The organism is Roseobacter sinensis (genome assembly GCF_025755255.1).
In the GTDB taxonomy this organism is placed as follows: Bacteria; Pseudomonadota; Alphaproteobacteria; order Rhodobacterales; family Rhodobacteraceae; genus Roseobacter; species Roseobacter sinensis.
The window spans coordinates 126,330-152,458 of the sequence record NZ_JALIEB010000012.1 but is presented as its reverse complement, the minus strand read 5'-3'; the positions used below and the strand labels follow the sequence as shown (position 1 = coordinate 152,458).

The following is a 26,129-nucleotide window of genomic DNA, read 5'->3' as shown; positions in this document are numbered from 1 at the left end:
CGCGGCTGCGCTGATCAGCCCAAAGCTCTCGCGAAGGCCAGGCAGCCGCGCAACGCCGCCTCGTCCTGGGTGATCAGGGAGACCGGCACCGGGGCCAGCGACGATTTCACCGAGGCGGGCGCCCGCAAGGTGTCAATGAAGGTGTCGCGCGCGGGGCTGTCGAGCAAGCCGCGCACCACCGACCCTGCCATGAAGATCCCACCCTGCGGCATGTAGAGCAGCCGCAAATCCAGCACGAGCTCGCCCAACATCCGTGCATAGACCTTGACCGAGGCCTCGGCCGCCGCGTCTCCGGTGTTGGCGGCGGCGATGACATCGCGCGCGTCGATCTTCGGCTGGCCCGTTGCCGCGGCATGCAGCTCAGCGAGCCCGGGACCGCGGACCGCATCCTCGGCGCAGCGGACCCACGGTGCGGCGCCCCCCACATAGTCTTCCAGAAGGCGCACCACGCGTGAGGGCAGGCTGCCGAGCCCCGCCTCTGCCCGCAGGCAGACCGATGTGCCCCCAAAGCTCAGCACCGGGCTGACGTTGAACCCGGTCCCAACACCCACGACAAGACGCTGATCTGCACCGTTGGGCGGTGCGCCACTGTCCAGAACCGGCGCCAGACCGTCCGCATCGAGACTGTCGAGCGCATAGCCCAGCGCACTGAGATCGTTCAGCAGATAGACCCGTTCAAAACCATGCGCGCGGGCCAGCGCCTCGGTGCAGAGTTCCCAGTTGCGGTTGGTGAGCCGGGCCTTGCGGTCGGTTACGGGGCCGGCAACAGCCACGCTCAGCGCCGAGGCCGCACCCAGCCCGATCTGCGCGCGATAGGCCTCCAGCGCGGCGTCGAAGCTTGCATAATCATCGTTCTGAAACCGATGGATCTGCGCCGGCACGGCGGACCGCTCCGCAACGCTGGCGAAGCGGACGTTGGTGCCTCCGACATCGGCGAGGATTAAGGCCATGGATCGGTGCCCTCAGACAAAGCGGCTGACGTAATTCTCCAGAATCTCCTGCTGACCGGAGCGCGGCTGCGGATCGATGCCGCCACCGGCCACCTGCGCTTCGATCTGATCGAGCGACGCCGAGGTCAGCCAGGTCTGGGCGGTCGCATCGTCCCAACCCGCATAACGTGCAGCGCGGGCCGCTTCAAGGCCGCCGTCCTCCAGCATCGCCGCGGCCGCCTTGAGGCCACGCGCGCAGATGTCCATAGCACCCACATGGGCCGCGATCAGGTCTTTCGGGTCGAGGCTCTGGCGGCGCAGCTTGGCGTCGAAGTTTGTGCCACCCGTGGTGAATCCGCCCGCCTTCAGCACTTCGTAATAGGCCAGCGCGACCTCGGGCACGTTGTTGGGGAACTGGTCGGTGTCCCAGCCGGACTGATAGTCATTGCGGTTCATGTCGATGGAGCCGAAGATGCCAAGCGCGGCGGCCATGGCCAACTCGTGCTCGAAGCTGTGGCCTGCGAGGATGGCGTGGCCCTGTTCGATGTTCATCTGCACCTCGGTCTCAAGGCCGAACTCCTTGAGGAAGCTATAGACCGTGGCAACGTCGTAGTCGTACTGGTGCTTGGTGGGCTCCTGCGGCTTGGGCTCGATCAGGATCGCGCCCTTGAAACCGATCTTGTGCTTGTAGTCGACCACCATCTGCAAAAAGCGCCCGGCCTGCGCGCGCTCACGTTTCAGGTCGGTGTTGAGCAGGGTCTCGTACCCCTCGCGCCCGCCCCAGAGCACGTAGTTTTCACCGCCGAGCTTGTGGGTCGCGTCGATGCAGTTCTTCACCGTGGCGGCGGACCAGGCAAAGACCTCCGGGTCGGGGTTGGTCGCGGCTCCGGCCATGAAACGGCGGTGCGAAAAGAGGTTCGCGGTGCCCCAGAGCAGCTTGGTGCCCTGCCCTTCCATCTTCTCGCCAATATAGTCGATGATCTCTTCGAAATTGCGCTTGCTCTCGGCGAATGTGGCGCCCTCCGGGCGGACGTCGGCGTCGTGCCAGCAATAGTAAGGCTGGCCGAGGATCGCGAACATCTCAAAGGCGACGTCCGCCTTGAGCCGTGCCAATTCCATGGTGTCGCCGAACCACGGGCGCTCGAAGGTCTGCCCGCCGAAGGGGTCGCCACCCGGCCAGGCAAAGCTGTGCCACCAGGCGACGGCAAACCGCAGATGATCTTCCATGCGCTTGCCCGCGATCATCTCATCGGCGTTGTAGTGGCGAAAGGCCAGGTCTTCCGCCGGCGCGTCCGGAGCGTATTTGACGGGCGAGATGCCAGCGAAGAAGTCGGTCATAGAGCCTCCTTGAGGGCCGCATAGGCGGCGCGGTACTTTTGGTGCTTGTCGAGGAATGCCGGCGTCAGGGCCGGATCAGGCGCGATGCTGCGGGCGGTGGCCGGGGGCGTGGCGATCTCGGTGCCCGCGCCGGTCGCGGCCATCAGCCCCAGCCGCGCCGCCCCGAAGGCACCGCCGAAATCCCCTGCTTCTGGCAGGTCAATCGGCATCTCCAGCAGTGTTGCCAAGGCCTGCAGCCAATAGTCGGATTTGCTGCCACCGCCGACGGCGACCAGCGTGTCGATCTCGGTGCCGGTGCTGCGCAGCGCATCGAGGCTGTCGCGGAAGGCGAAGCTGACCCCTTCGAGCACGGCGCGGGTGCCGGCCGCGCGATCGGTTGCGTGGCCAAGGCCGAGGAAGGCGCCGCGTGCAGCGGCATCATTGTGCGGGGTGCGTTCGCCGCCGAGATAGGGCAGGAACAGCGTCTCGCCCGGCGCCTGCAGCGTACCGAGATCGGCGGTCAGGCTGCCCGCGTCGGATTGCACGAGGCTGGCGTACCAGTTCAGCGCATCGGTGCAGGCGAGGATCACGCCCATCTGGTGCCAGGTGTCGGGCAGCGCGTGGCAGAAGGTGTGCACGGCAGAGGGCGCATCGGGCTGGTAAGCCGCACTGGCGGCAAAGAGCACGCCCGAGGTGCCGAGTGACAGGAAGGCCTGCCCCGGTTTCACGACCCCCATGCCGACGGCAGAGGCGGCGTTGTCCCCTGCCCCACCCGCAACCACGACGCCTTTCGGCAGGCTCCAGCGGTCGGCCAGCGCATCGCGCAGCTGCCCCGACGGTGCGGCGCCTTCCACAAGGCGCGGCATGTGATCCCGGTCGAGCCCCGAGGCCCCGAGCAGCACGTCGGACCAGTCGCGTGCGCCCGTGTCGAGCCAACTGGTTCCGGCGGCATCGGACATCTCGGAGACAGCCTCACCCGTGAGCCAGAGCCGCAGATAGTCCTTGGGTAACAGGATCTTGGCGGTCTTGCCCCATATCTCCGGCTCGTTCACACGCACCCAATCCACCTTCGGCGCGGTGAATCCGGGGAAGACGATATTGCCGGTGACCCTACGCCACTGCGGGTCGGCGTCGAAGGCGGCGGCCTCCACATGGCTGCGCGTGTCGTTCCACAGCATGCAGGGTCGCAGCACATCGCCCGCTGCATTCAGCAGCGTGGCGCCGTGCATCTGGCCGCTGAGCCCGATGCCCTGTACGGCATCGAGGGTGTGTTGCCCCGCCAGCGCGGTCATCGCCGTTTCCGTCGCCGCCAGCCACTCTGCCGGATTCTGCTCGGACCAACCGCTGTGCGGCCGCTGCACCGTCAGCGGCGCGGTGGCTTCCGCCACCAGCCGCTGATCCGCATCGATCAGCACGGCCTTCAGGCCGGAGGTCCCAAGATCGAGCCCGAGATACATCGCCTAGGCCGCTTTGTCGGGCTTCTTACCCATGATGATCATGCTCAGGATGTCGTCCTCGGTCACATCCTCGACCCGCTCGGTGCCCACCAGCTTGCCGTTCTTCATCACCGAGACGCGGTCGCACAGCTCCAGCATCTCGCGGGTGTCATGGCTGATCAGGAAGATGCCGAGGCCCTGTTTCTTCAGCTCCTGAATGAGGTCCGCGACCATCTGGGTTTCGTGCACGCCAAGCGCCGCAGTTGGCTCGTCCATGATCAGGATCTTGGCATTGAAATAGACCGCGCGGGCAATGGCGACCGATTGGCGCTGACCGCCCGAGAGCGCGCTCACCGGCTCCTTCAGCTTGCGGAAGTTGGGATTGAGCCGCGCCATGATCTTGGCGGTCTCGCTCTCCATTTTCGCATCGTCCACGAAGCCGGTTGCTGTCACCAGCTCGCGCCCCAGAAAGAGGTTCGAGGCCGCATCGAGATTGTCGGCCAGCGCAAGCGTCTGGTAGATCGTCTCGATGTTGTAGTCCCGCGCATCGCGCGGGCTGGTGATGTCCACCTTCTTGCCTTCGATCCAGATCTCGCCGCCATCTTTCTGATAGGCACCCGACAGGATCTTGATCAGCGTGGACTTGCCCGCCCCGTTGTGCCCCAGAAGGCCCACGACTTCGCCGGGATAGAGATCGAGGCTCACGTGGTCCACGGCGCGGATGCCACCGAAGGAGATCGAGATGTCCTTGAGCTGGACGAGCGGGGTTTGCGATGTGTCTGTCATGGTCCGGCCCCTCACTTGGATTTGCGACGATAGAGGATGTCGAGGTAGACGGCCAGCACGAGCACCGAGCCGACGACAACCTGCTGGATGGCGGCGTCAAAGCCGATGAGCACCATACCCGTTTGTAACGATTGCATGACCAGCGCACCGAGGATGGCGCCATAGATCGTGCCCACGCCGCCGGCGAGCGAGGTGCCCCCGATGACGGCGGCGGCAATCACGTAGAGCTCATCCAGCGTGCCAAGCGCGTTGGTGGCCGAGCCCAGACGCGCGGAGGCCACCACAGCCGAGAGGCCGGTAAGCGCGCCCATCAGCGCGAATATCTTCACCGTCATCCAGCGGGTGTTGATGCCCGCAAGCTCCGCCGCCTCGGGGTTGCCGCCGATGGCATAGACATAGCGGCCGAAGCGCGTGCGCGACATCAGGATGGTCATGAAGATCGCGACCCCCACGAGGATCAGCACCGGGATGGCAAAGCCGTGGCTGATGAAAAGCCCGCCCTCGGGCACGGTGATCCCTTCGGCTTCGGCGTAGCGGCGCACGATGCCCCGCGGCCAGGGGTAAGCGTTGACCAGCAACACGGCCCCGATGACGGCGCCGCAGCCGACAAGGGCCAGAAAACTCTCGGCCCAGATCGGACGCTGCGCGATGTGAAAGATCTTGCGTTTGCGCCGACCCATCACGATGAGGCCCAGGACGGCGGCGCAGCCGAGCAGCCCGACAATCCAGCTGCCGGTGGCGCCGATGGCGCCGTAAGGCCCGCCGCCCATCAGGGCAAAGGTGGGATCGACCGGCGAGATCGTCTCGCCGCGGGCCACGAGGAAGGCGGCGCCGCGCCAGACCAGCAGACCGCCCAGGGTCACGATGAAGGCGGGGATCTTGCCGTAGGCGATCAGCGCGCCGTGGAACGCGCCGATGAAGCTGCCGCAGAGGATGCCGACGATGACGGCGATGACCCAGATCATCGGGTGACCCAGGCCCAGGAACTGCGGCAGGATGTTGACCTGCACGACCCCCATGATGATGGCGCAGAAGCCCAGCATGGAGCCCACCGAGAGATCGATGTGGCGGGTGATGATCACTAGCACCATGCCCGTGGCCATGATCCCGATCGAGGCGGTTTGGACCGAGAGGTTCCACAGGTTGCGCGGTGTCAGGAACGCACCGAAGCCGTTGACGATCTGCCCGTAGAGGTGAAAACCGATCCAGATGATCGCCAGGGCGCCGAGCATGCCGAGAAGGCGGGTGTCGAGCTCGGTTTCGCGGATAAAGCGGGCGATCACGCCGCCGCTCGATGTGCTGGTGCCGGGTGATTGCGTCGTTTGATCGGTCATGGTTCAGCGCGCCCCTCACGAGATGTGCGTCTGCGAGCCGCGTCGAGATCACGCGGGCGTCTGCACATCTGGCCGTTTAGAAAGTTCGAAAATGGGCCGGGCGCCACCTCGGGCGCCCGGCAGATCGCTTCAGGTCAGCAGCCGTTGACGCCGTCCAGGGCGCCCGCACAGGCCTTGGCCTGATCAATGTGACCGGCCGCGATCGCGTCACCGAGGTTGTCCTTGGTGATCGGTGTCGGCTCGAGGAAGATGGCGGTCATCTCGACGCCTTTCTCACCGCCGGACCATTTCACGGCGCCGTCGATCTCGTCCATCGCGGTCCCGTTGGCCAGCGCCACGGCAATTTCAGCCGCAGCGGCCCCAAGCTCGCGCGAGTTCTTCCAGACCGAGACGGTCTGCTCGCCACGGGCCACGCGGTTCAGTGCAGCGTGGTCACCGTCCTGGCCGCCAACCGGCACGTTGAGGCCCTGCGCGGAGAGCGCGGCAATCACGCCACCCGCCATACCGTCGTTCTGCGACAGAACCGCGTCGATCTCGTTGTTGTTCGCGGTCAGGATCTGCTCCATGTTCTTCTGGGCGTTGTCGGGCTTCCAGCCATCGCTGAAGGCTTCACCGACGATCTTGATCTCGCCGCCGTCGACCTTGTCGCCGATCACTTCCATCATGCCTTCGAGCAGGAAGCCCGCGTTCGGGTCACCCTTGTCGCCCTTGATGATCGCGAAGTTGCCCGAGGGCTGTGCGGCCACCACGGTCTCGGCGATGATCCGGCCCACGCCCTTGTTGTCGAAGGTCAGATAGAAGGTGCGGTCGTCCTCGATCAGACGGTCATAGCCCACAACCGGGATGCCTTCTGCATCGGCCTTGTCCACGGCGGGGCCGATGGCGTCCTTATCCATGGCAAGAATGATCAGCGCGTCGGCGCCCTGGGCGATCAGCGCCTCCACATCCGTCAGCTGCTTGGCCGCGGAGGCCTGGGCATCGGCGGAGATATAGCTGGCACCCGCTTCTTCGAGAGCTGCCTTGATCGCCGCTTCATCGGTTTTCCAACGCTCTTCCTGGAAGTTCGACCAGCTCACGCCAACCGTGAGGTCCTGGGCGAACGCCGCTGTGCTGAGGGCTGCCGAGATGGCCAGGCCCGTAATCATCATCTTCTTCATTGTATCCTCCCGTAGGGACAGTTCTGTTGACTGTTCATGCCTGTTTTCAAGATCGGCATGCGCAAAAGGATTGACTGTTTTAATTCAGCTGTCAAAATAAATTTATGGATCTTGAGCTAAAATATCGGGCGTTTCCTGAATTATCAGCGGAATCTCAGCCGATTTTGGCCCACATTAGCCTTTTATTTTCGAGGTCTGAATAAATGAATGTCGAGATCTCGCAGCCTGATCTTGGAGATACGCCAGCCGGGTGCGGCCCGATTCGTCCGGAAGCCGACGTCTCGGGACGGTCCCTGCGCTACCGGGTGTTCGAATGCGTGCGGTCCGCCGGTCAGATCTCGCGGATCGATCTGGCCAAGCAGCTGAAAGTCAGCCCCGCGTCGATCACATCTCTGGTCGGTGAGTTGCTCGATCTTGGTCTGTTGCGGGAGAGCAGCGACCCTACACGCAGTACAACGCGCGGCAGGCCGCCGGTCGCGCTCTCCGTTCAGCCCGATGCTGGTTATGTGGTGGGCATCAAGCTGTCGCGGGCGCAGCACACGGCCCTGCTGGTCGATGCCGCAGGCCGGCCGCTGGCGCAGGCAAGCCTCGCCTGTCAGCCGCGGCGCCGCTCGCTGGAGCAAGTGCTGGACGAAACCGGGCAGGTGCTCGACGCCCTGCTCAAGGAGGCCAAGCTTGTCCGCACCGACGTCGCCTGCATCGGGCTCGGCCTGCCCGGCATGATCGATCACAACGCGGGTCAAATGGTGTGGTCCCCCCTGCTGACCGAAACCGACCGCCCCTTGCGGCGGCTTGCCGAAGACGCCTTTGGCGTGCCCGTGGCCGTCGACAATGACGCCAATCTCGTGACCCTGGCCGAGCTCTGGTTCGGCAAGGGCCGGGCGATGGCCGATTTCGCGGTTGTGACGATCGAACAGGGGGTCGGCATGGGGTTGGTGATCAATCATCGGCTCTATCGCGGCGCAGGCTCGCTGGGCATGGAGATCGGCCACACCAAGGTGCAGCTGGACGGGGCCCTGTGCCAATGCGGGCAGCGCGGCTGCCTCGAGGCCTATATCGCGGATTACGCGCTGGTGCGCGAGGCCTCGACGGCACTCGATCCGGCGAATTCGGATACCACTGCGCCGGACGTGATGCTGCAGCAGCTCTATGAGCAGGCGAAGGCCGGGAACGAGGCCGCGCGCGTGATCTTTCGGCGTGCGGGGCGTTTCCTGGCGCTTGGGCTCGCGAATGTGGTGAACCTCTTTGACCCGCCGCTCATCATCCTGGCGGGTGCGCGGATGCAGTACGACTATCTCTACGCTGACGAGGTGCTGCGCGAGATGCACGCCTTGACCCTGAACCGCGTGACGACCCCGCAGCAGGTCCAAACCCACGCCTGGGGCGACCTGATGTGGGCGCATGGCGCGGCGGCGCTGGCCCTGTCCGAGATTGCCGATGCCATGGCGGAGGGGCGCGGGTGAGAGCGGTCGCGATGGCCTGTCTGCTGGCGCCCACCGCCCAGGCCGAGGTGCTGTTCGAGGACCTCTCGGCAAACCTGCCGCACCACGTCTATTCGGGCGGGTGGGAGCATTTCGTCGGCGGCGGGGTCGCGGTCTTCGATTGCAATGGCGACGCGCTGCCCGACCTGCTGGCCGCAGGCGGCGAGAGCCCGGCGGTGCTGATGATCAACCAGGGCGGGATGCGGTTCGAGGCCGGCCCCCTGCCCCGATTCACCGGCAGCACAGGCGCCTACCCGCTCGATGCCGATGGCGACGGGCACCTCGACGTGATGCTGCTGCGGGTGGGCGAGAACCAGCTCTTGCGCGGCGACGGGGCCTGCGGGTTCAGCAGTGCAAACGCCGATCTGGGGTTCGAGGGTGGCGACGCCTGGTCGACCGGCTTTTCTGCCACATGGACCGGCGATGGAGCTGTCTTCGCCATTGGCAACTATGTCGACCGCAAGGATCCGGACGGCCCTTTCGAGGCCTGTGACGACAACAGTCTGCACCGCTGGAACGGGCAGCACTTCGTCGCGGAGCCGCTGTCGCCGGGGTTCTGCGCGCTCTCGATCCTCTTTGCACGCGACGCGACCGGCGAGACCCGGCTGCGGCTTTCGAACGACAGGCATTACTACGTGCGCGACGGGGCGGAGCAGATGTACGACCTCAGCGCGCGCCGGTTCCTGGGGCCGGAGGACGGCTGGGAGACCGTCCGCCTCTGGGGCATGGGCATCGCAAGCCGTGACATCACGGGCGACGGCCGCGCCGAGGTGATGCTCACCTCGATGGGGGATCAGCTGATGCAGATCGCGGGCGACGACGGGCTCTACAGCCGCGCGCCCTACAGTCTCGGGACTTACGCGCAGCGCCCTCACGTGGGTGACGACGGGCGTCCTTCGACCGGCTGGCACGCGGAGTTCGGCGATGTGAACAACGACGCGCGGCCCGATCTTTTCATTGCCAAGGGCAATGTGGATCAGATGCCCGGCCTTGCGATGGAAGATCCGAACACGCTGCTGATCCAACAGCCCGACGGGACATTCGCCGAACGCTCGGTCGAGGCCGGGGTGGCGACGGTGGCGCGCTCGCGGGGGGCGGCGCTGGCGGACCTCGACGGGGACGGTCGGCTCGATCTTGTGGTGATGAACCGTCGTGCGCCGATTGAGCTCTACCGCAATGTCACACCGGAAACGGGCCATTGGCTGGCAATCGAGCTGCGCATGGAGGGCGCAAATACCCGCGCCGTCGGCGCACTTCTGGAGGTCACTGCCGGGGATGTGTCCCAAGTGCAGGAGGTCACGGTGGGCGGCGGCCATGCCGGCGGCCAAGCGGGGCCGCTGCACTTCGGGCTGGGTGAGGCCGAGAGCGCGCAGATCCGTGTGATCTGGCCGGATGGGCGCGTCACGTCGCACACGGATGTTGCCGCAAACCAACATTTGACCCTTGGGCCCTAGCGGTCGACAGGCAAGCCGCTTGGAACGCTATCGGGGATGCCGAGCCGGCCTGCCAAGGCCTCGGCATCATCCAATGTATCTAGGAATGCGACGAGGGCTGTGATGTCGGTTGTGCTCAGACGGCGTGGTTCCACATTAATCGCGGCGCGGAGCGCATTCTGCTCCGCCGGATCCTGCAGGTGCTGCCAATCCTCGACGCCCGGCAGGCCAGGCAAATCCACCTGTGCCGGATCGAACCGGTCCAGTGCGGATTTCGGGTCGATGTGATCCGCAATGAAGGCGGCCAGATCCGAATGGCTCCCCGTATGCCCGTAGGGTCCCGTCCGCGTCACATTGCGCAGGGAGGGCGTGCGGAACGCATAGGCATCCGACGCCTGACCGGTGACCCGCATCCGACCCACATCCCGCACGTGGCTTTCGAAGCGCGCGGCCTTGCCCGGCCCGAACTGGGGCACACCCATCGCGTGGAACGCGTGGTCGGTCTGGAAGGCGCCCGCGTGGCAGGTGCTGCAGCCCGCTTCGCCGTAGAACAGCTGGCGCCCAAGCTCTGCCTCCGGGGGCAGATCTGCCTGCCCGCGCAGATAGGCATCAAAGAGGCTGCTGTCCGAGCGCCATTCGAAGGCCACGAAGGCGGCGATGGCGTCCGAGATCTCCGTAAAACTCAGCCTTTCGCTGTCCGGGAAAGCCGCTTCGATCAGCGGCGCGTACCCGGGCGTCTCGGCCACGCGGCGGCTGAGCAGGTCCCATGCGCCCCCCTCACCCGTGATGCGGCCCTGACGCACCGCTTCGCTGACATCGTTCTCGCTGTAGTGCCCGGCCATCTCGTCCGCGCTGAGCACCGGAAACATCGTCTGCGCCGACAGCAGATTGGCAAACCCTTCGGTCATCTCCGCGCCCATGGGCGTGCGCAGCCCGCCGGGTTTGCTCTCATCCACTTCGATGCGGCCGTCATGGAACATGACCGTGAACTCATGCGCCCCGAGGTTGAAGAGCGCCGGCGCATTGCGCGGGATGCGCTGTTCCGGCGTGTTGTCAGCCGTGGCGCGCCGCTCCGGTCCAAGGCCAATGCCCCCCTCGCCGAGCGAGAGGGCCACGCCATCCGCGGTGGCAAACTTCGGATGGTGACAGGTCGCGCAGGAGATGTTGCGATTGCCCGAGAGGATCGGGTCGTAGAAGAGCAGGTGCCCAAGGCGGACCTGTGCGGCGTCGACGGGCATGTAGTCCGCATCCGTCACGGGCGCCGGCAGATCGCCCGCCATCGCGGGCCCGAGCCCGATCATCATCGCTGTTGCAAGTGCTCTTACCAACACGGGGGCGCACCTCGTTCCTTCGCACCTGCACAGGATTGCCAGCCCGGCGCATCAGCCGCAAGGCCACTCAACCTCTGCGCGACGCGATCAGGTTTTCACGTCCGGTTCGGTCCGTCCGATCCGCCGCTGCATCTCGGTGATCTCGATGACTGCATCGCGCACAGCCTTGAGGGCAGCATCCGGCGACAGCCCGTGATCGGCGTCCGGTGCGGCGTATTGCTCAAGGTATACCCGCAGCGTGGCGCCTTCGGTGCCCGTGCCGGACAGGCGCAGCACCGCGCGGCCCTCACCTGCAAACCAGATGCGCAGGCCCTGATTGTGGCTGACCGACCCATCGACCGGATCGTGGTAGGAGAACTCGTCGGCGGCGGTGACCTCGACACCGGCAATGGTTTGGCCCGAAAGGCGGCCCAGCTTGTCCCGCAACGCCTGCATCAGCGCGTCGGCCGCCTCGGTCGGGACCGCCTCGTAGTCATGCCGCGAGTAGTAGTTGCGCCCGTACGTGGCCCAGTGATCCGTCAGGATCTCGGCCACCGACTGGCCGCGTTCTGCCAGAATGTTCAGCCACAGCAGCACCGCCCAGAGCCCGTCTTTCTCGCGCACATGATCCGAGCCGGTGCCCGCGCTTTCCTCGCCGCAGAGGGTGACCTTCCCGGCATCGAGCAGGTTGCCGAAGAATTTCCAGCCTGTGGGGGTTTCAAAGCAGGCAAGCCCGAGTTTTTCGGCCACCTTGTCGCTGGCCCCGCTGGTGGGCATCGACCGCGCCACACCCGCAAGCCCCGCCTTGTAGCCGGGCGCCAGTTGCGCGTTGGCCGCCAGCACGGCAAGGCTGTCGGAGGGAGTGACGTAGAGGCCGCGCCCGACGATCATGTTGCGATCCCCGTCCCCGTCCGAGGCCGCGCCGAAATCGGGGGCCGCGTCGGACATCATCTCGTCCATCAGCGTCTTGGCCCAGACCGGGTTCGGGTCCGGGTGGCCGCCGCCAAAGTCTTCCGACGGCACCGCGTTGATCACCGCGCCCTCCGGCGCACCCAGCGCCCCTTCGAGGATGGACTTGGCGTAGGGGCCTGTCACCGCGTGCATCGCGTCGAAGCGCATGGTGAACCCGCCCGCAAAGAGCGCGCTGATCTTGTCGAAATCAAAGAGCGTCTGCATCAGGGCCTGGTAGTCTTCGACCGGATCGATGATCTCGAGCTGCATGCCCCCGACTTGCCCGTCACCGCAGACAGACAGATCCACATCCGGCGCGTCGAGCGTTCTGTATTCCGAGATGCTCTGTGTCTGCTCGAACATCGCTTGAGTGATCGCCTCGGGCGCCGGGCCACCGTTGCTGACGTTGTATTTCACGCCGAAATCCGCGTCGGGCCCGCCGGGGTTGTGGCTGGCCGAGAGTACAAAACCACCGTCCGTACTGCGCTGACGGATGAGGTTCGAAACCGCCGGCGTCGACAACAGCCCGCCCTGCCCCACAATCGCCTTGGCCGCGCCATTGGCCGCCGCCATTTTGAGCATCGTCTGAATGGCCTCGCGATTGAAATACCGCCCATCGCCGCCGATCACGAAGGTTTTGCCCGCCGCACCGCCAATGGCGTTGAAGGTCGCCTGCACGAAGCATTCCAGATAGCCCGGCTCCATGAAGACGCGGGTCTTCTTGCGCAGACCTGAGGTGCCGGGCTTTTGCCCGTCGAAGGGCCCCTTGGATACGGTTTGAACGGTCATGAACTCTCCTTTCAAATCTCTCTCGTGTCGAGGCTGCGGCCCGCCCGGGTCATGATTTGCGCTGTCCTGGCCAGACCTTCATGGCGCGCGAGATCAGCGACTGCAACCGGGCATCTGCGCCGCCAATTGGGATGCGCGTCGACGGTGCCCGGAAGGTTCTGTGCCTCCTGGGCCCCGATGATGTCGTCGAGTTGAACCGCTGCGAGCGCGGTGGGCGCGGTGGCCAGCGCGCGGTGGACGGCGACGGCGAGATCGGCAGCGGTGCCGGTGTCGGAGCCCCCCTCCGACGATCCCAGCAACTCGGCCGTCTCACGTGCCCGCTGCCGCCGCGCGCGGCTGTGGCCGTTCGCATCGATCCAGTCGAGATGGTGCCACCAGTCGATATCCCGCCCGGTGTGGAACCCGGCGATGGTGGGCGTGTCGTGGGTGCCGAAACAGGCGAGCGACTGCACCCGAAGGTCATCTGCGCTGCGAAAGCTGCCGTCATCGGTCTTCTCATACTGCAGCACCGTGTAGCCGTAGACCCCCTGATCGGCCATCCTGTCGCGGAACCCGTCGGGCACAAGCCCCAGATCCTCGCCCACGATCACGGTGCCGGCGCGCTGCGCCTCGATGGCGATAATCGCCATGAGCGCCTCGAACGGCTGGCGTATGTAGCCGCCGGGCGCACCGTTGTCGGGTATCCAGTAGCTGCGATTCAGCCCCAGAGCATGATCGATCCTCAGGATGCCGCAGTGGCGCATCACGTGCCGGAGGATCTGCCGCAGAGGTGCGTAATCCTGCGCTGCCAGCCCGCGCGGGGCATAGGCCGCAAGCTGCCAGTTCTGGCCCGCAGGGCTGAGATGGTCAGGCGGGGCGCCGAGCGAGACCGCCCGCGCAATGGCGTCCCCACCACTCCAGGCCTCGGCACCGTCGCGCCGGGCTCCGATCGCGAGGTCGAGGTAGAGGCCAAGCGAGAGCCCAGCCGCCTGCGCCCGCGCCTGCGCCTGGCCAAGCTGCAGGTCCGCCTGCCATTGCAGCCAGATGTGAAACGCCAAGGCGTCGGGCGGGACCGCGGGGCCGGCGGTGTCCGGGCTGCGAAGAGGCGCAGGCCAGCGCCGCCAATCCGGCCCGTGACGGGTGCTGAGGCATTCGAAGCGCGCGAAGTCCCGCAGCATCTTGCCTCCGTTTTGGGCAAACGCCGCGAGCTCCGCCCGCGCACCCTCCGGCGCGGTGCCCTGAAACGCAGCAAAGGCCGCCTGCAATGCGGCGCGATGCGACTCGGCGTGGGCTGCATAGTCGATCAGATCATCTGTTGCATCGGCGCCGCGCGCGCTGGCGGCGTCCAGAGCCAGGTGATTGGCATTCAGAAAGCCACGGTGGGTGGGCGAGTAGGGGCTGATCACCTCGGGTGCGGCCCAACCCAGCGCATGGACCGGGTTCAGGCCGAGAAAGCTCGCGCCATGTGGCCCGAGCACCTCTGCAAGCTGCGCAAGGTCCTCAAAATCACCGATCCCTGCGTTACGATCCGAGCGCAGGCCGTAGAGTGCGGCCACAACCCCCCAAAGTCGCTCAGCGCCTACCACGTCTTTCAGCGATGGAGTTCGCGCCGGCGCCGCGATTACCCGGGTCACCGATGACCGTTTGCCCTGCTTTGCATGCAGATGGTGAACGCCCATCGGCAGCCCGGGCAGCGAGATCTCGGTCTCGCCGCGGCCTTCGGCGTGGGCTTCGGCGGTCTCCTCCAGCACCAAATGCCAGTCGGTCGGCGCTGCAACGGGTATGGCGCGTGGCGCGCCGGAGACAAGCACAAGCTCCTCGGGCACCACGCGCGCCTGCCGCTCGGCCCGAAGTGCCGCAAGCGTGTCGCGGACCTCCGCCGCAGAGCCCACTTCCTGCCCGCAGGCATGCAGCAAGGCGCGCTGCGTGTCCGGCGAGGTGGGCCGGCTGACCCCTTCCAGATCGCGGAATCTGTCGAATATGCCACAGATATCCGCGAGCATCGCAAGCTCTGCATCGGCGCTCATGCGGTCGCGCCCTCCGGCGCAAGCGTCAGCACAACAACCGATGGCCCGGAGACGGTCACCACCCCATCCGCAAGGGTGGCTTGCGGGGCACCCAGCGTGCTGTCGAAGGCGCAGACCCAGGCGGCGCCCTCGGGTGCTGCGGGGCATCGGACCTGCGCCTGCTCTTCCGACCGATTGAAGACCGCAAAGACCACATCGTCGGTCTGAAGCTCCGGTACGACCTCCGCGGATCCGCGCAGGGTGAGGCAAAAGCTCGACAGACCGGGATCGCGCCAATTGAGCGGATGGCCGTCGAAATCCGACCATTCGACATCCGGCAGGCCGTCCTTCGGCCGCAGTGCGGCATGCAGAAACCGCGACTGCCGCAAGGCCGGATGCGCCCTTCGCAGAGCCGACAGCTCTGCCACGAAGGCACTCAACTCGGTGTCGGCCGCCGCCCAGTCGAGCCAGGTCACTTCATTGTCCTGACAGTAGGCGTTGTTGTTGCCGGCCTGCGTGCGCCCCATCTCGTCTCCCGCAAGCAGCATCGGCGTGCCTTGCGAGAGGAACACGGTGGCCAGCATGTTGCGCTGCCGCTGGATACGGCGTGCTTCGATCGCAGGATCGTCCGTCGGACCCTCGACCCCGCAGTTGTCGGAGTAATTGGCGTGATGGCCGTCCTGATTGTTCTCGCCATTGGTCTCGTTGTGGCGGCGGCTGTAGCGGGTGATATCCGCCAAGGTGAAGCCATCATGGGCCGCCACGAAGTTCACCGACGACCAGGCGCGCCGCCCGCCCCGGTCGAACTCGCCCGCCGAGCCCAGCAGGCGCGCGCCGAGGTCCTGCGCGCTGTGGGCGTCGCCGCGCCAGAAGCGGCGAACCGCATCCCGGTAGGCGTCATTCCATTCGGCGAACTTGGGCGGAAACTGCCCGAGCCTGTAGCCGCCCGGGCCGATATCCCACGGCTCCGCGATCAGCTTCACGCCGGCGAGCACCGGGTCTTGGCGCAACGCACCGAGGAACCCGCCATGCGCGTCAAACCCGTGATCCTCGCGCGCCACGGTCGTCGCCAGATCGAAACGGAAGCCGTCAACCCCCATGCACTCGACCCAGAATCGCAGCGAATCCATGACCATCCGCAGCACATGCGGGTGCGAGACATTGAGCGTGTTGCCGGTGCCGGTGTCGTTCACATAGTAGCGGGGCTGGCCGCTGATCAGCCGGTAGTAGGATGCGTTGTCGAGCCCGCGGAAGCACAGCGTCGGGCCGCGGTGGTCACCCTCCGCCGTGTGGTTGTAGACCACGTCGAGCAGCACCTCGATGCCCGCCTCGTGAAAGCGGCGGACCATCTGGCGGAACCCGAGGATACCCTCCGGCCCGAAATAGCGCGGCTCGGGCGCAAAGAAGCCGATTGTGTTGTAACCCCAGTAGTTTGTGAGGCCTTTCTCAAGCAAAAACCCGTCATTGAGAAAGGCGTGCACAGGCATGAGCTCAACCGCGGTGACGCCGATCTTGTGCAGATGCTCGAGGATCGCGTCGGAGGCCAGCCCCTCGTAGGTGCCGCGCAGCGCCTCGGCCACGTCGGGGTGGCGCTGTGTCAGCCCCTTGACATGCGCTTCGTAGATCAGCGTTTCGTCCCAAGGGGTGCTGATGGGCTGGGTGATCGGCGCGAAGAGCGCGGGATCGGACACCACCGATTTCGGCACGAAAGGGCCGGAGTCGCGTCGGTCGAAAGACAGATCCCCCGCGCTCGAGCCGCGGTCATAGCCCAGTGTCGCGTCGGTGTTGCGCCAGCCGCCCCGCAGCTCGCGCGTGTAGGGATCCAGCAGCAGCTTGTGGGGGTTGAAGCGATGCCCCCGCTCCGGCGCATAGACGCCGTGTGCGCGGTAGCCGTATAGCGTGCCCGGCTGCAGCCCAGGCACATAGCCGTGCCAGATGTCGCCTGTTCGCTCCGGCAGCGTCAGCCGCGCTGCCTCGCGATTGCCGTCGGGGTTGAAGAGGCAAAGCTCGATCCGGTTGGCATGGGCCGAGAACAGTGCGAAGTTCACCCCCTCGCCGTCGAATTGCGCCCCCAGTCGCACCGGGCTGCCGGATGAGATCGCATGAGCCATCGCAGTCAGCCTCGCTGTGCACCGGGCGAAAGAAGTTCGACGTAGATGTCGTGATAGGCTTGGGCCGAGACGTCCCAGCCGACAGGATGGCGCATCGCCCGCCGGATCATGCCGGACCATGTGGTGGTTTGTGCATAGAGATCACAGGTGCGGTGGATCGCCTGTTCCAGGGCGGCCGCGGTGACGGGCGCGAATTGCACACCGGTGGCGCATTTGGCGCTGAGCGCTGCCTCATTGGCGTCGATCACCGTGTCGGCCAGTCCGCCCGTGCGGGCCACCACCGGCACGGTGCCGTAGCGCAAGCCATAGAGCTGTGTCAGCCCGCAGGGCTCGAACCGCGAGGGGATCAGGATCGCGTCGCTGCCGCCCTGCATCAGATGCGAAAGCGGTTCGTCATAGCCGATGATCACACCAACTGCGCCGGGGTGCGCGTGGGAGACCGCGACATATCCAGCTTCAAGCGCCTTGTCGCCGCTGCCAAGCACGGCCAGCTTTGCGCCACGCGCCACCAGGGCGGGCAACACCTCCAGCAGCAGGTCGAGCCCTTTCTGTGTGGTCAGCCGGCTGATCACGCAGAAGAGCGGGCCATCGCCCTCTGCGGTCAATCCGAACCGTTTCAGCACCTGGGCCCGGTTCTCCACCTTCGCTTTGAGACGTTTCGCAGAATAGGGGGCGGTGAGTGCCGCGTCCCGCTCAGGGTCCCAGATGTCGAGGTCGATCCCGTTGAGAATGCCGGTCAGGTCGGCCTGGCGGGCGCGCAGAAGCCCGTCGAGCCCCATGCCGAAGTCGGGCAGCATCAGCTCGCGCGCATAGGTCGGGCTGACCGTCGTGATCTTCTGCGCAAAAGCCAGGCCGGCTTTCAGAAACCCGATGCGGCCGAAATACTCGATGCCGTCCGGCGTGTAGAGAGACGACGACAGCCCCAGGGACGTCATCAGGGAGGCGTCGAAAAGCCCCTGAAACGCAATGTTGTGGATGGTCATCACGCAGGGCGGCGTGGGCCCGTCCGCCTGATGCAGATAGGCCGGCACAAGCCCGGCCTGCCAGTCATGCGCATGCACGATGTCCGGTTGCCAGCCCTCCAGCGCGCCCATCGCCACCTCGGCGGCGGCAAGGGAGAGCGCCGCGAAGCGCTCGGCGTTATCGGGCCAGTCCTGACCATCCGCACCGAGGTAGATATTGCCCGGCCGGTCGTAGAGATGCGGCGCCTCGAGGAGCAAAAGGTCAATGCCGTCTGCGTCGATGGCCAGGAGGCGCGCGGGCCCGCCCTGCAGATCCGCCCGCCGCCAGACCTCCGTGCCCTCCGCCGCACCATCCGCCAAGGCCGGGTAGGCGGGCAACATCACCCGAACCGATACCCCGAGCGGGGCGAGCGCCTTCGGCAGGGCGCCGACCACATCCGCCAGACCGCCCGTCTTGACGAAAGGCGCGCACTCCGAGGCCACGAAGAGCAAATTCACATCAGAGATCCAGCTTGTCGATCATCGGTTGCGTAATCAGGCAGGTGCCAGTCGCGGTCCGGCGGAACCGGCGCGCGTCGTCTTCCGGGTCTTCGCCCACGACGAGGCCTTGCGGGATCACGACGCCCCTGTCAATCACAACATTGCTCAGCTGGGCATTGCGGTTGATCTCCACGTAAGGCAGTGCCACGACGCCGTTCAGCTGAGAGAAGGAATGCGTCCGCACTCCGGTGAACAGCAGGCATTGATCGAGGCTGGAGCCCGAGATGATACAGCCGCCCGACACCATCGACGACACCGCGTGACCCCGGCGGCCCTCTTCATTGTGGATGAACTTTGCCGGTGCGGTCAGCTCCGAATAGGTCCAGATCGGCCATTCGTTGTCGTAAAGATCCAGCTCGGGCGTGAAATCCGTAAGGTCGATATTGGCCTGCCAGAAGGCGTCGATCGTACCGACATCCCGCCAATAGGCTTTCTTTTCCAGGCTGGAGCGCACGCAGGAGCGGCTGAACGCGTGGGCGACTGCCTTGCCGTTTTTCACGATTCGGGGGATCACATCACCGCCGAAATCGTGGTTGTAGTCGGGATCTTCCGCGCAGTCCGCCAGCACGTCAAAGAGGTAATCCGTCTCAAAGACATAGATCCCCATGCTCGCAAGCGCATGATCCGGGTCGCCGGGCATCGCGGGTGGATCGGCGGGTTTTTCGACGAAATCGAGGATCTTGTCCTCGGTGTCCACCTTCATCACACCGAAGCCGGTGGCCTCCATGCGCGGCACTTCGATGCAACCCACGGTCACATCCGCGCCGCTCTCCACATGGTGGCGGATCATCTGGGCATAGTCCTGCTTGTAGATGTGATCGCCCGCGAGGATCACGATGTACTTAGGCCCGTAGCCCTGGATGATGTCCTTGTTCTGCGCGACCGCATCCGCGGTGCCCTTGTACCAATTCTCATTGTCCATCTGCTGGGACGCCGGCAGAATATCGAGCGACTCGTTGCGCTCGGCGCGGAAGAAGCTCCAGCCGCGCTGCAAATGCCGGATCAGCGAATGCGCCTTGTACTGTGTGGCCACACCGATGCGTCGGATGCCGGAGTTGACCGCGTTGGAGAGGGGAAAGTCGATGATCCGGCTCTTGCCGCCGAAATACATCGCCGGTTTGGCGCGCCGGTCCGTCAGCTCGTAGAGTCGGCTGCCCCGCCCGCCCGCAAGCACGAAGGCCATCGTCTGCTGCGCCAGGCGCTGCGTTTCTCTGTCCATGTCTGTCCTCCCCATGTTGTCTTTGCTCCCCCACCGGAGCGTCAGTCACGCTCCAATTCAAAGAAGAGTGTCGTCAAAGGCGGCAAGGTGATCTTGATCGACTGCGCCCTCCCTGACGCGGCCACATCCTCACTTTGCACACCCCCGAAGTTGCCCCGGCCATCGCCACCGTAGAACTCCGAATTGGTGTTCAAACGCTCCACCCAGCGACCCTGTTCCGGCACGCCGATGCGACGCTCGGCCCGCTCAACCGGGGTGAAGTTGGACAGCACGAGCACAGGTGCGGCACCATCCATGCCACGGCGCACCCAAGCAAAGACGGATTCGTCGCCATTGTTCTCCTCGATCCACTCGAACCCGTCGGGCTTCGTATCGCGCGTGTAGAGCGCGGGGTGATCGCGGTAGAGCCTGTTGAGATCGCGGATCAGCACCTGCATGCCCTTGTGCAGGTCGATGTCGAGCAGGTGCCAGTCGAGGCTGCTGTCGTGGTTCCACTCGGCCCCTTGCGCGAACTCGGACCCCATGAAGAGCAGCTTCTTGCCCGGATGCCCCCACATGAAACCATAATACGCCCGCAGGTTGGCGAACTTGTCGCCCCCCCGCCCCGGCATCTTGTCCAAGAGCGAACCCTTGCCGTGCACCACTTCGTCGTGGCTGAGCGGCAGGATGAAATTCTCCGAGAACGCATAGTGCAGCCCGAAGGTCATCTTGGAGTGGTGGTATTTGCGGTGGATCGGGTCTTCGGACATGTAGCTGAGCGTGTCGTTCATCCAGCCCATGTTCCACTTGAAGCCGAAGCCAAGGCCGCCCGCATCGGTGGGCGCGCTGACACCCGGAAAGGCGGTGCTCTCCTCCGCGACCGTCATGATGCCCTCGACCTCACCATAGGTGGTGGTGTTCATATTCTGCAGGAAGGCGATGGCCTCAAGGTTCTCGCGCCCGCCGTCCTTGTTTGGGATCCACTCCCCCTCCTTGCGGGAGTAGTCGCGGTAGAGCATCGAGGCCACGGCATCCACGCGCAGCCCGTCCACGTGATGCTCCTGCAGCCAATAGAGCGCGTTTGCGATCAGGTAGTTGGAGACCTCGGCACGGCCGTAGTTGAAGACCATCGTGTTCCAGTCCGGATGGAAGCCCTCCTTCGGATCGGCGTGTTCGTAAAGTGCCGTGCCGTCGAATTTTGCGAGCCCGTGCGGGTCTTCGGGGAAGTGCCCCGGTACCCAGTCGAGGATCACGCCGAGGTCGGCGTTATGCGCAGCATCGATGAAGGCGCGGAACTCGGCAGGTGTGCCGTGCCGGATCGTGGGGGCGAAAAGGCCCACGGGCTGGTAGCCCCAGGAGCCGTCGAAGGGGAACTCCGAAATCGGCATCAGTTCGATATGGGTGAAGCCCATGTCCTTCACGTAGGCCACCAGCTGCTCGGCATGCTCGAGGTAGCTCAGCGGGCGGTTGCCCTCCTCCGGCACCCGACGCCAGGACCCCAAATGCACCTCGTAGATCGAGATCGGCTGGTCGACGCGGTGCAGCGCGGCGCGCCTGCCCATCCAGCCCTCATCGCCCCAGGCATGATCGCGTATGTCGCGCACGACCGAGCCGGTGCGCGGTGGATGTTCCGCCCCAAATCCCACCGGATCGGCCTTCTGCGGCAAGAGATGGCCGTCGCGGTCCAGCACCTCGAACTTGTAGACGTCACCGTCGCCGATGCCCGGAATGAACGTCTCCCACACGCCGGTCTGCCCACGGCGGCGCAGGATATGCCGCCGCCCGTCCCAGGTGTTGAAATCGCCCACAACGGAAACCCGCGCCGCATTGGGCGCCCAGACCGCGAAATGGGTCCCCGCAACGCCCTCGTGGGTCATCACATGGGCGCCGAGAACCCGCCAGAGCTGCCGATGCGTCCCTTCCCCGATCAGGTATTCGTCCCAGTCGCCCATCACCGGACCAAAACGGTAGGGGTCATCCGCGACCCAGTGGTGGCCCGCGCGCGTGATGCTCAGATGATAGGCAAACCGGGTCTTGCGCCGGGATGCCGTGCCTTCAAAGAAGCCCGCTGCACCGGCAACGGGCCCCAGCGCCAGGATGCGCCGCCCCGTCTTGGGATCGACCGCCTCGATGCTCTCGGCGCCGGGCACGAAGGCGCGCACCACCCATTTGCCGGCCACCTGATGCAGACCCAGAACGGCGAAGGGATCTGCGTGGCGACCCGCGACAATGGCGTCGACATCCTCTGCGGCAAGTCCCAAGGCGGCTCCTTTCTAGGCGACGTCCTTCCGCGAGCTGCGGGAGGCAATCAGGCTGGAGGCGGTCCAGATGTCGCGGGCATAACCGGTGATCGTCCGATCGGACGAGAACCAGCCGACGCGCGCGGTGTTGAGCGCCGCCATGCGGGTCCAAGCCGCTTGATCGGCAAAGACCGTGTCGACCCGGCGCTGCGCCTCAAAGTAGCTGTCGAAATCGCAGGTCACGAGGAAATAATCGTGATCGAGCAGGCCCTGAATCAGCCCGCTGTACCGCCCCTTGTCGGAGGGCGAGAACACGCCGCTCTCGATCTGTTTCAGCACGCGCGCCAGACGCGGGCTCGCCTCGACCGCGCGGCGGGCATAGTTCGGCTCGGCCCGGCGTGCGGTCACCTCGGCCGCCGTGAGCCCGAAGAGGAAGAAGTTCTCGGCGCCCACGCACTCGCGGATCTCGACATTCGCGCCATCCAGCGTGCCAATGGTCGGCGCGCCGTTCAGCGCGAACTTCATATTGCCGGTGCCCGAGGCCTCCTTGCCGGCGGTTGAGATCTGTTCCGACAGATCCGCCGCCGGGATCAGGATTTCCGCCATGGAGACGTTGTAGTTCTCCGGATAGACGATCTGCAAAAGGTCGCGCGTCGCCGGGTCCGCGTTGATCAGTTTGGCCGTGTCGTTGATCAGGTGAATGATCTCTTTGGCGACCACATAGCCGGGGGCCGCCTTGCCGCCGAAGATCTTGACCCGCGGGGTCCAGTCGCCGTTCGGGTTTTCTCGGATCTCGTTCCAGAGCGCGATGGTCTCCAGCAGATTCATCAGCTGGCGCTTGTATTCGTGGATGCGCTTGATCTGCACGTCGAACATCGCCGCAGGATCGAGCACGACGCCATCGCGCGCTTTCAGCCAATCCGCAAGCCGTGCCTTGTTGGCATCTTTCGCCGCCTGGAAGCGGTCGAGGAAGGCGGCATCGCCCGCATGGGCGCTCAGCCCCTCGAGCTGTTGCAGATCGTCAGGCCAGGCGGTGCCGATGGTCTCGTTGATCAGCGCGCGCAGGGGCGGGTTGCAGGAATAGAGCCAGCGGCGCGGCGTGATCCCGTTGGTCTGGTTGATGATCCGGCCCGGGTAGTCGCGATTGAGATCGGCAAAGACCGTCTCCTTGACCAGATCGGAATGCAGGGCAGAGACGCCGTTCACCTTATGCGCCATCACGAAGGCGAGCTCACCCATCTTGACCTCGCCATGCTCGATGATGCGCACAGCACTGCCCGAGTCCGCCAGATGCGCCGCCTCGATCAACTGGATAATCCGGTGATGGCGCGGCAGGATGCTCTGGAAGAGCTCTTCCGGCCACCGCTCCAGCGCCTCGGGCAGCAGCGTATGGTTGGTGTAGGCGAGACAGCGCCGCGCGGTGCTGATCGCGCGTGCCACATCCAGCCCATGCTCGTCCATCAGCAGCCGTACCAGCTCCGGGCCGGCGATAGCGGGATGCGTGTCATTGAGCTGGATCGCCACATGGTCGGCGAGCTCCGCCAGATCGCCGCCTTCGCTGAGAAACCGCCGCAGCAGGTCCTGGATCGAGGCCGAGGTGAAGAAGTACTCCTGCTTGAGCCGCAGCTCCTTGCCGGTCTTGGTCGTGTCGTCCGGGTAGAGCACGCGGCTGATGGTCCGCGCCAGCGCCTCGGGCGCGCTTGCGGCCATGTAGTCACCGCGATTGAAGCTGGCCAGATCGAAAGCGGTGATCGGCTTTGCCGACCACAGCCGCAGCGTGTTGGCCCATCGCCCCTGCCAGCCGATCACCGGGGTGTCATAGGCCGAGGCCATGACCGTCTCCTCGGGATGCCAGACCGGCGATCCCTCCGCCTCATCGACGTGGCCACCGAAATGGATCGGGTAGCTCACTTCCGGGCGCTCGAACTCCCAGGCGTGCCGTTGGGCCAGCCAGGTCTCCGCCGTCTCCATCTGCGCGCCATTCTCGAAGTGCTGCTCGAAAAGCCCATGCTCGTAACGGATGCCATAGCCGTAGGCCGGAATGCCTAAGGTCGAAAGCGAATCCATGAAACAGGCCGCCAGACGCCCCAACCCGCCGTTGCCGAGGGCGGCATCCGGTTCGTCCGCCACGATCTTCGCATAGTCCTGGCCAAGCTCGGCCAGGGCCGCCTGCGCCACCTCTTCCATGCCGAGATTGATCGCGACATCCTCGATCAGCCGACCGATCAGGAATTCCATCGAAAGGTAATAGACCCGCTTTCCTCTCGCCTCATAGGTCTTGCGGGTGCTTTCGAACCAGGGGTCCACAACCCGGTCGCGCAGTGCAAGCGAAAGCGACATACGCCAGTCATAGAGCGCGGCGTGGCTTTCATCCTTGCCGAGCGAGTGCTTCAGATGGCGCAGGATCTCGGCGCCAAAGTCTTGCGGGGTAACGGGGGGAATACTCATGTCAGGCATCACATCTCATCGGGGGCGCCCACCGGCGCGCAGGGGGTGCTGGAAACAGTTGTGCTCTTGGTGATAGCGGTTTTGCACGGAAGACAACAGCCGTGATTGTTCAAAGCTCATGCGCCCAGGGCGGGTTGGCCCCCGCGCGCGACACCGTGACGGCGGCCACCCTAGCGCCAAGAACAAGCGCGTTGCGTAACGTGTTCGCATCGATCTGCGGAAACCGCGACTTCGACAGAAACCCATCTTGCGCCAGACGGGCCAGCACACCTGCGTTGAAAGTATCGCCAGCGCCGACGGTGTCGACCACCTGCGCGGGGTGCGCCGGCGCATCGAGCACCGCGCCGCTCTTCAGAACGGCCGTTGCGCCCTCGGCGCCGCGGGTGACGATCACCGCATGCGGCCCGGCAGCGCAAAGCTGCCCTGCCTTTGCGTCCAGACCGGTGTCACCGCCGATGATCCAGTCGAGGTCCTCATCGGACACCTTGACGATATCGGCGACGGCGATCATGCGCTCCAGACGCGCGCGATACCGCGCCTCGTCCTGTACGAAGCTGGCGCGGATGTTGGGGTCGATCATGATCAGCCGGTCTTGCGCCTCCCGTTCCGCGAGGGCCGCATAGAATTCGGCACAGGGCTCGCTGATCAGGCTGATCCCGCCGAAATAGAGCGCCTGAGCCGCCTCCGGCAGGTCCGGCAGCTGGGTGGGGCTGAGGCTGCGCCCGGCAGTGTTTTCGTCGTAGAAGGTGTAGCGCGCCTGACCTTCGGAGAGCTCCACAAAGGCGAGGGTCGTGGGCAAGGACGACCGGATCGCGTGGCTGTAATCCACCTGGCTCTGATCAAGTGCCGCGGCCAGCTGCTGACCGAAGAGATCGTCGGACAGGCCGGTCACGAAGCCGGTCTCGTGCCCCAGGCGCCCCAGCGCAATTGCCGTGTTGAACACGGCACCCCCGGCGTGCGGCACGAACCCGGTGCGCGCGTCGGCTGTGGCGGAGGGGATCATATCGATCAGGGCTTCACCGCAACAGATGATCATTGTCCCGCTCCCCTCGTTCCTCGCCGACCCGCCGGATCACGCCTTGAGCCGCGCCGCATCGCGCGCCAGGGCCTCGATGCCGGCCCAATCCCCTGCCTCCACCAGATCAGCGGGCGCCACCCAGCTTCCGCCCGCACAGAGGACATTCGGCAGCTCCAGATAGGTTTGCGCGTTCTGGGGGCTGACCCCGCCAGTCGGGCAGAAGGCGATCTGCGGCAAGGGCGCCCCGATGGCCTTCAGGGCCGGCGCACCGCCCGAGGCCTCGGCCGGGAAGAACTTGAGCATGTCATAGCCACGTTCCAGCAGCCGCATCGCCTCCGACGCCGTCGCCGCCCCGGCCAGCAAGGGCAGGTCTTCGGCTTCGCAGGCGGCGATCAGCGCGTCGGTGGCGCCGGGAGAGACGCCGAAGGTTGCCCCTGCCACCTTGGCGTTGCGCACGTCTTCCGGCGTGACCAGCGTGCCCGCACCGACGACCCCGCCCGGCACCTGCGACATCTCCCGGATCACATCGAGTGCGGCCGGCGTGCGCAGGGTCACCTCCAGCGCGGGCAGTCCGCCCGCCACCAGCGCCTCGGCCAGCGGGCGGGCGTGGGCGGTGTTCTTGACCACAAGCACCGGGACAATGGGCGCCAGGGAGCAAATCTCGCGGGCGCGGGTGCTGGCCTCTTGCGGTGTCATGGGCATGT

General features: G+C 65.6%; 18 protein-coding genes. 2 read left to right on the top strand and 16 right to left on the bottom strand.

Annotated features, from left to right (window positions below):
* Positions 1-14 precede the first annotated feature (14 nt).
* The 6 genes from MUB52_RS17250 to MUB52_RS17225 all read right to left on the bottom strand — a co-directional run bounded on the left by MUB52_RS17250 (position 15) and on the right by MUB52_RS17225 (position 6,959).
* Positions 15-950, bottom strand: coding sequence for a glucokinase (locus MUB52_RS17250; protein WP_263845484.1), 936 nt, complete (start codon positions 948-950; stop codon positions 15-17).
* 12 nt (positions 951-962) lie between these two features.
* Entirely contained in the window at positions 963-2,267 is a 1,305-nt protein-coding gene (gene xylA, locus MUB52_RS17245) for a xylose isomerase (RefSeq protein ID WP_263845483.1), read from the bottom strand.
* A complete protein-coding gene (gene xylB / locus MUB52_RS17240; RefSeq protein ID WP_263845482.1) occupies positions 2,264-3,703 on the bottom strand; it encodes a xylulokinase in 1,440 nt (479 codons plus the stop codon). The genes xylA and xylB overlap by 4 nt, the downstream gene beginning before the upstream one ends.
* 3 nt (positions 3,704-3,706) lie before the next feature.
* Entirely contained in the window at positions 3,707-4,468 is a 762-nt protein-coding gene (locus tag MUB52_RS17235; protein WP_263845481.1) for an ATP-binding cassette domain-containing protein, read from the bottom strand.
* An 11-nt stretch (positions 4,469-4,479) separates the two neighbouring features.
* Positions 4,480-5,802 carry a sugar ABC transporter permease gene (locus MUB52_RS17230; RefSeq protein ID WP_263845480.1) on the bottom strand — a complete coding sequence of 441 codons (1,323 nt, stop codon included), beginning with the start codon at positions 5,800-5,802 and terminating at the stop codon, positions 4,480-4,482.
* A gap of 134 nt (positions 5,803-5,936) precedes the next feature.
* Positions 5,937-6,959 carry a substrate-binding domain-containing protein gene (locus tag MUB52_RS17225; RefSeq protein ID WP_263845479.1) on the bottom strand — a complete coding sequence of 341 codons (1,023 nt, stop codon included), beginning with the start codon at positions 6,957-6,959 and terminating at the stop codon, positions 5,937-5,939.
* A 203-nt stretch (positions 6,960-7,162) separates the two neighbouring features.
* Between MUB52_RS17225 and MUB52_RS17220 the strand changes: the two genes are divergently transcribed.
* Both MUB52_RS17220 and MUB52_RS17215 read left to right on the top strand, forming a co-directional pair.
* Positions 7,163-8,422 (top strand): ROK family transcriptional regulator, encoded by a 1,260-nt coding sequence (locus MUB52_RS17220; protein WP_263845478.1) that lies wholly within the window; start codon positions 7,163-7,165, stop codon positions 8,420-8,422.
* Between the two features lie 11 nt (positions 8,423-8,433).
* The gene (locus MUB52_RS17215; RefSeq protein ID WP_263845499.1) at positions 8,434-9,894 is read left to right on the top strand and encodes a CRTAC1 family protein; all 1,461 of its coding nucleotides are present in this window, start codon (positions 8,434-8,436) and stop codon (positions 9,892-9,894) included.
* Here MUB52_RS17215 and MUB52_RS17210 read toward each other — a convergent pair.
* From MUB52_RS17210 to eda, 10 genes are all read right to left on the bottom strand, one after another.
* On the bottom strand, positions 9,891-11,201 hold the full coding sequence (locus MUB52_RS17210) for a cytochrome-c peroxidase (RefSeq protein WP_263845498.1): 1,311 nt from the start codon (positions 11,199-11,201) through the stop codon (positions 9,891-9,893). The genes MUB52_RS17215 and MUB52_RS17210 overlap by 4 nt on opposite strands.
* A gap of 90 nt (positions 11,202-11,291) precedes the next feature.
* Complete coding sequence (locus MUB52_RS17205) at positions 11,292-12,923, bottom strand: alpha-D-glucose phosphate-specific phosphoglucomutase (RefSeq protein WP_263845477.1); 1,632 nt, start codon at positions 12,921-12,923, stop codon at positions 11,292-11,294.
* 11 nt (positions 12,924-12,934) lie between these two features.
* Positions 12,935-14,929 (bottom strand): 4-alpha-glucanotransferase, encoded by a 1,995-nt coding sequence (gene malQ / locus MUB52_RS17200; RefSeq protein ID WP_263845476.1) that lies wholly within the window; start codon positions 14,927-14,929, stop codon positions 12,935-12,937.
* On the bottom strand, positions 14,926-17,019 hold the full coding sequence (gene glgX, locus MUB52_RS17195; protein ID WP_263845475.1) for a glycogen debranching protein GlgX: 2,094 nt from the start codon (positions 17,017-17,019) through the stop codon (positions 14,926-14,928). Before glgX ends, malQ begins: the two co-directional genes overlap by 4 nt.
* Positions 17,020-17,024: 5 nt before the next feature.
* Positions 17,025-18,479: a glycogen synthase GlgA gene (gene glgA, locus MUB52_RS17190; protein ID WP_263845474.1), complete on the bottom strand. Its 1,455-nt coding sequence runs from the start codon at positions 18,477-18,479 to the stop codon at positions 17,025-17,027.
* Between the two features lies 1 nt (position 18,480).
* The gene (gene glgC, locus MUB52_RS17185; RefSeq protein WP_263845473.1) at positions 18,481-19,740 is read right to left on the bottom strand and encodes a glucose-1-phosphate adenylyltransferase; all 1,260 of its coding nucleotides are present in this window, start codon (positions 19,738-19,740) and stop codon (positions 18,481-18,483) included.
* A 41-nt stretch (positions 19,741-19,781) separates the two neighbouring features.
* Positions 19,782-21,980 carry a 1,4-alpha-glucan branching protein GlgB gene (gene glgB / locus MUB52_RS17180; protein WP_263845472.1) on the bottom strand — a complete coding sequence of 733 codons (2,199 nt, stop codon included), beginning with the start codon at positions 21,978-21,980 and terminating at the stop codon, positions 19,782-19,784.
* A 12-nt stretch (positions 21,981-21,992) separates the two neighbouring features.
* Entirely contained in the window at positions 21,993-24,416 is a 2,424-nt protein-coding gene (locus tag MUB52_RS17175; protein ID WP_263845471.1) for a glycogen/starch/alpha-glucan phosphorylase, read from the bottom strand.
* A 100-nt stretch (positions 24,417-24,516) separates the two neighbouring features.
* Complete coding sequence (locus MUB52_RS17170; RefSeq protein WP_263845470.1) at positions 24,517-25,443, bottom strand: carbohydrate kinase family protein; 927 nt, start codon at positions 25,441-25,443, stop codon at positions 24,517-24,519.
* Positions 25,444-25,479: 36 nt separating this feature from the next.
* The gene (gene eda, locus MUB52_RS17165; protein ID WP_263845469.1) at positions 25,480-26,127 is read right to left on the bottom strand and encodes a bifunctional 4-hydroxy-2-oxoglutarate aldolase/2-dehydro-3-deoxy-phosphogluconate aldolase; all 648 of its coding nucleotides are present in this window, start codon (positions 26,125-26,127) and stop codon (positions 25,480-25,482) included.
* Between the last annotated feature and the right edge of the window lie 2 nt (positions 26,128-26,129).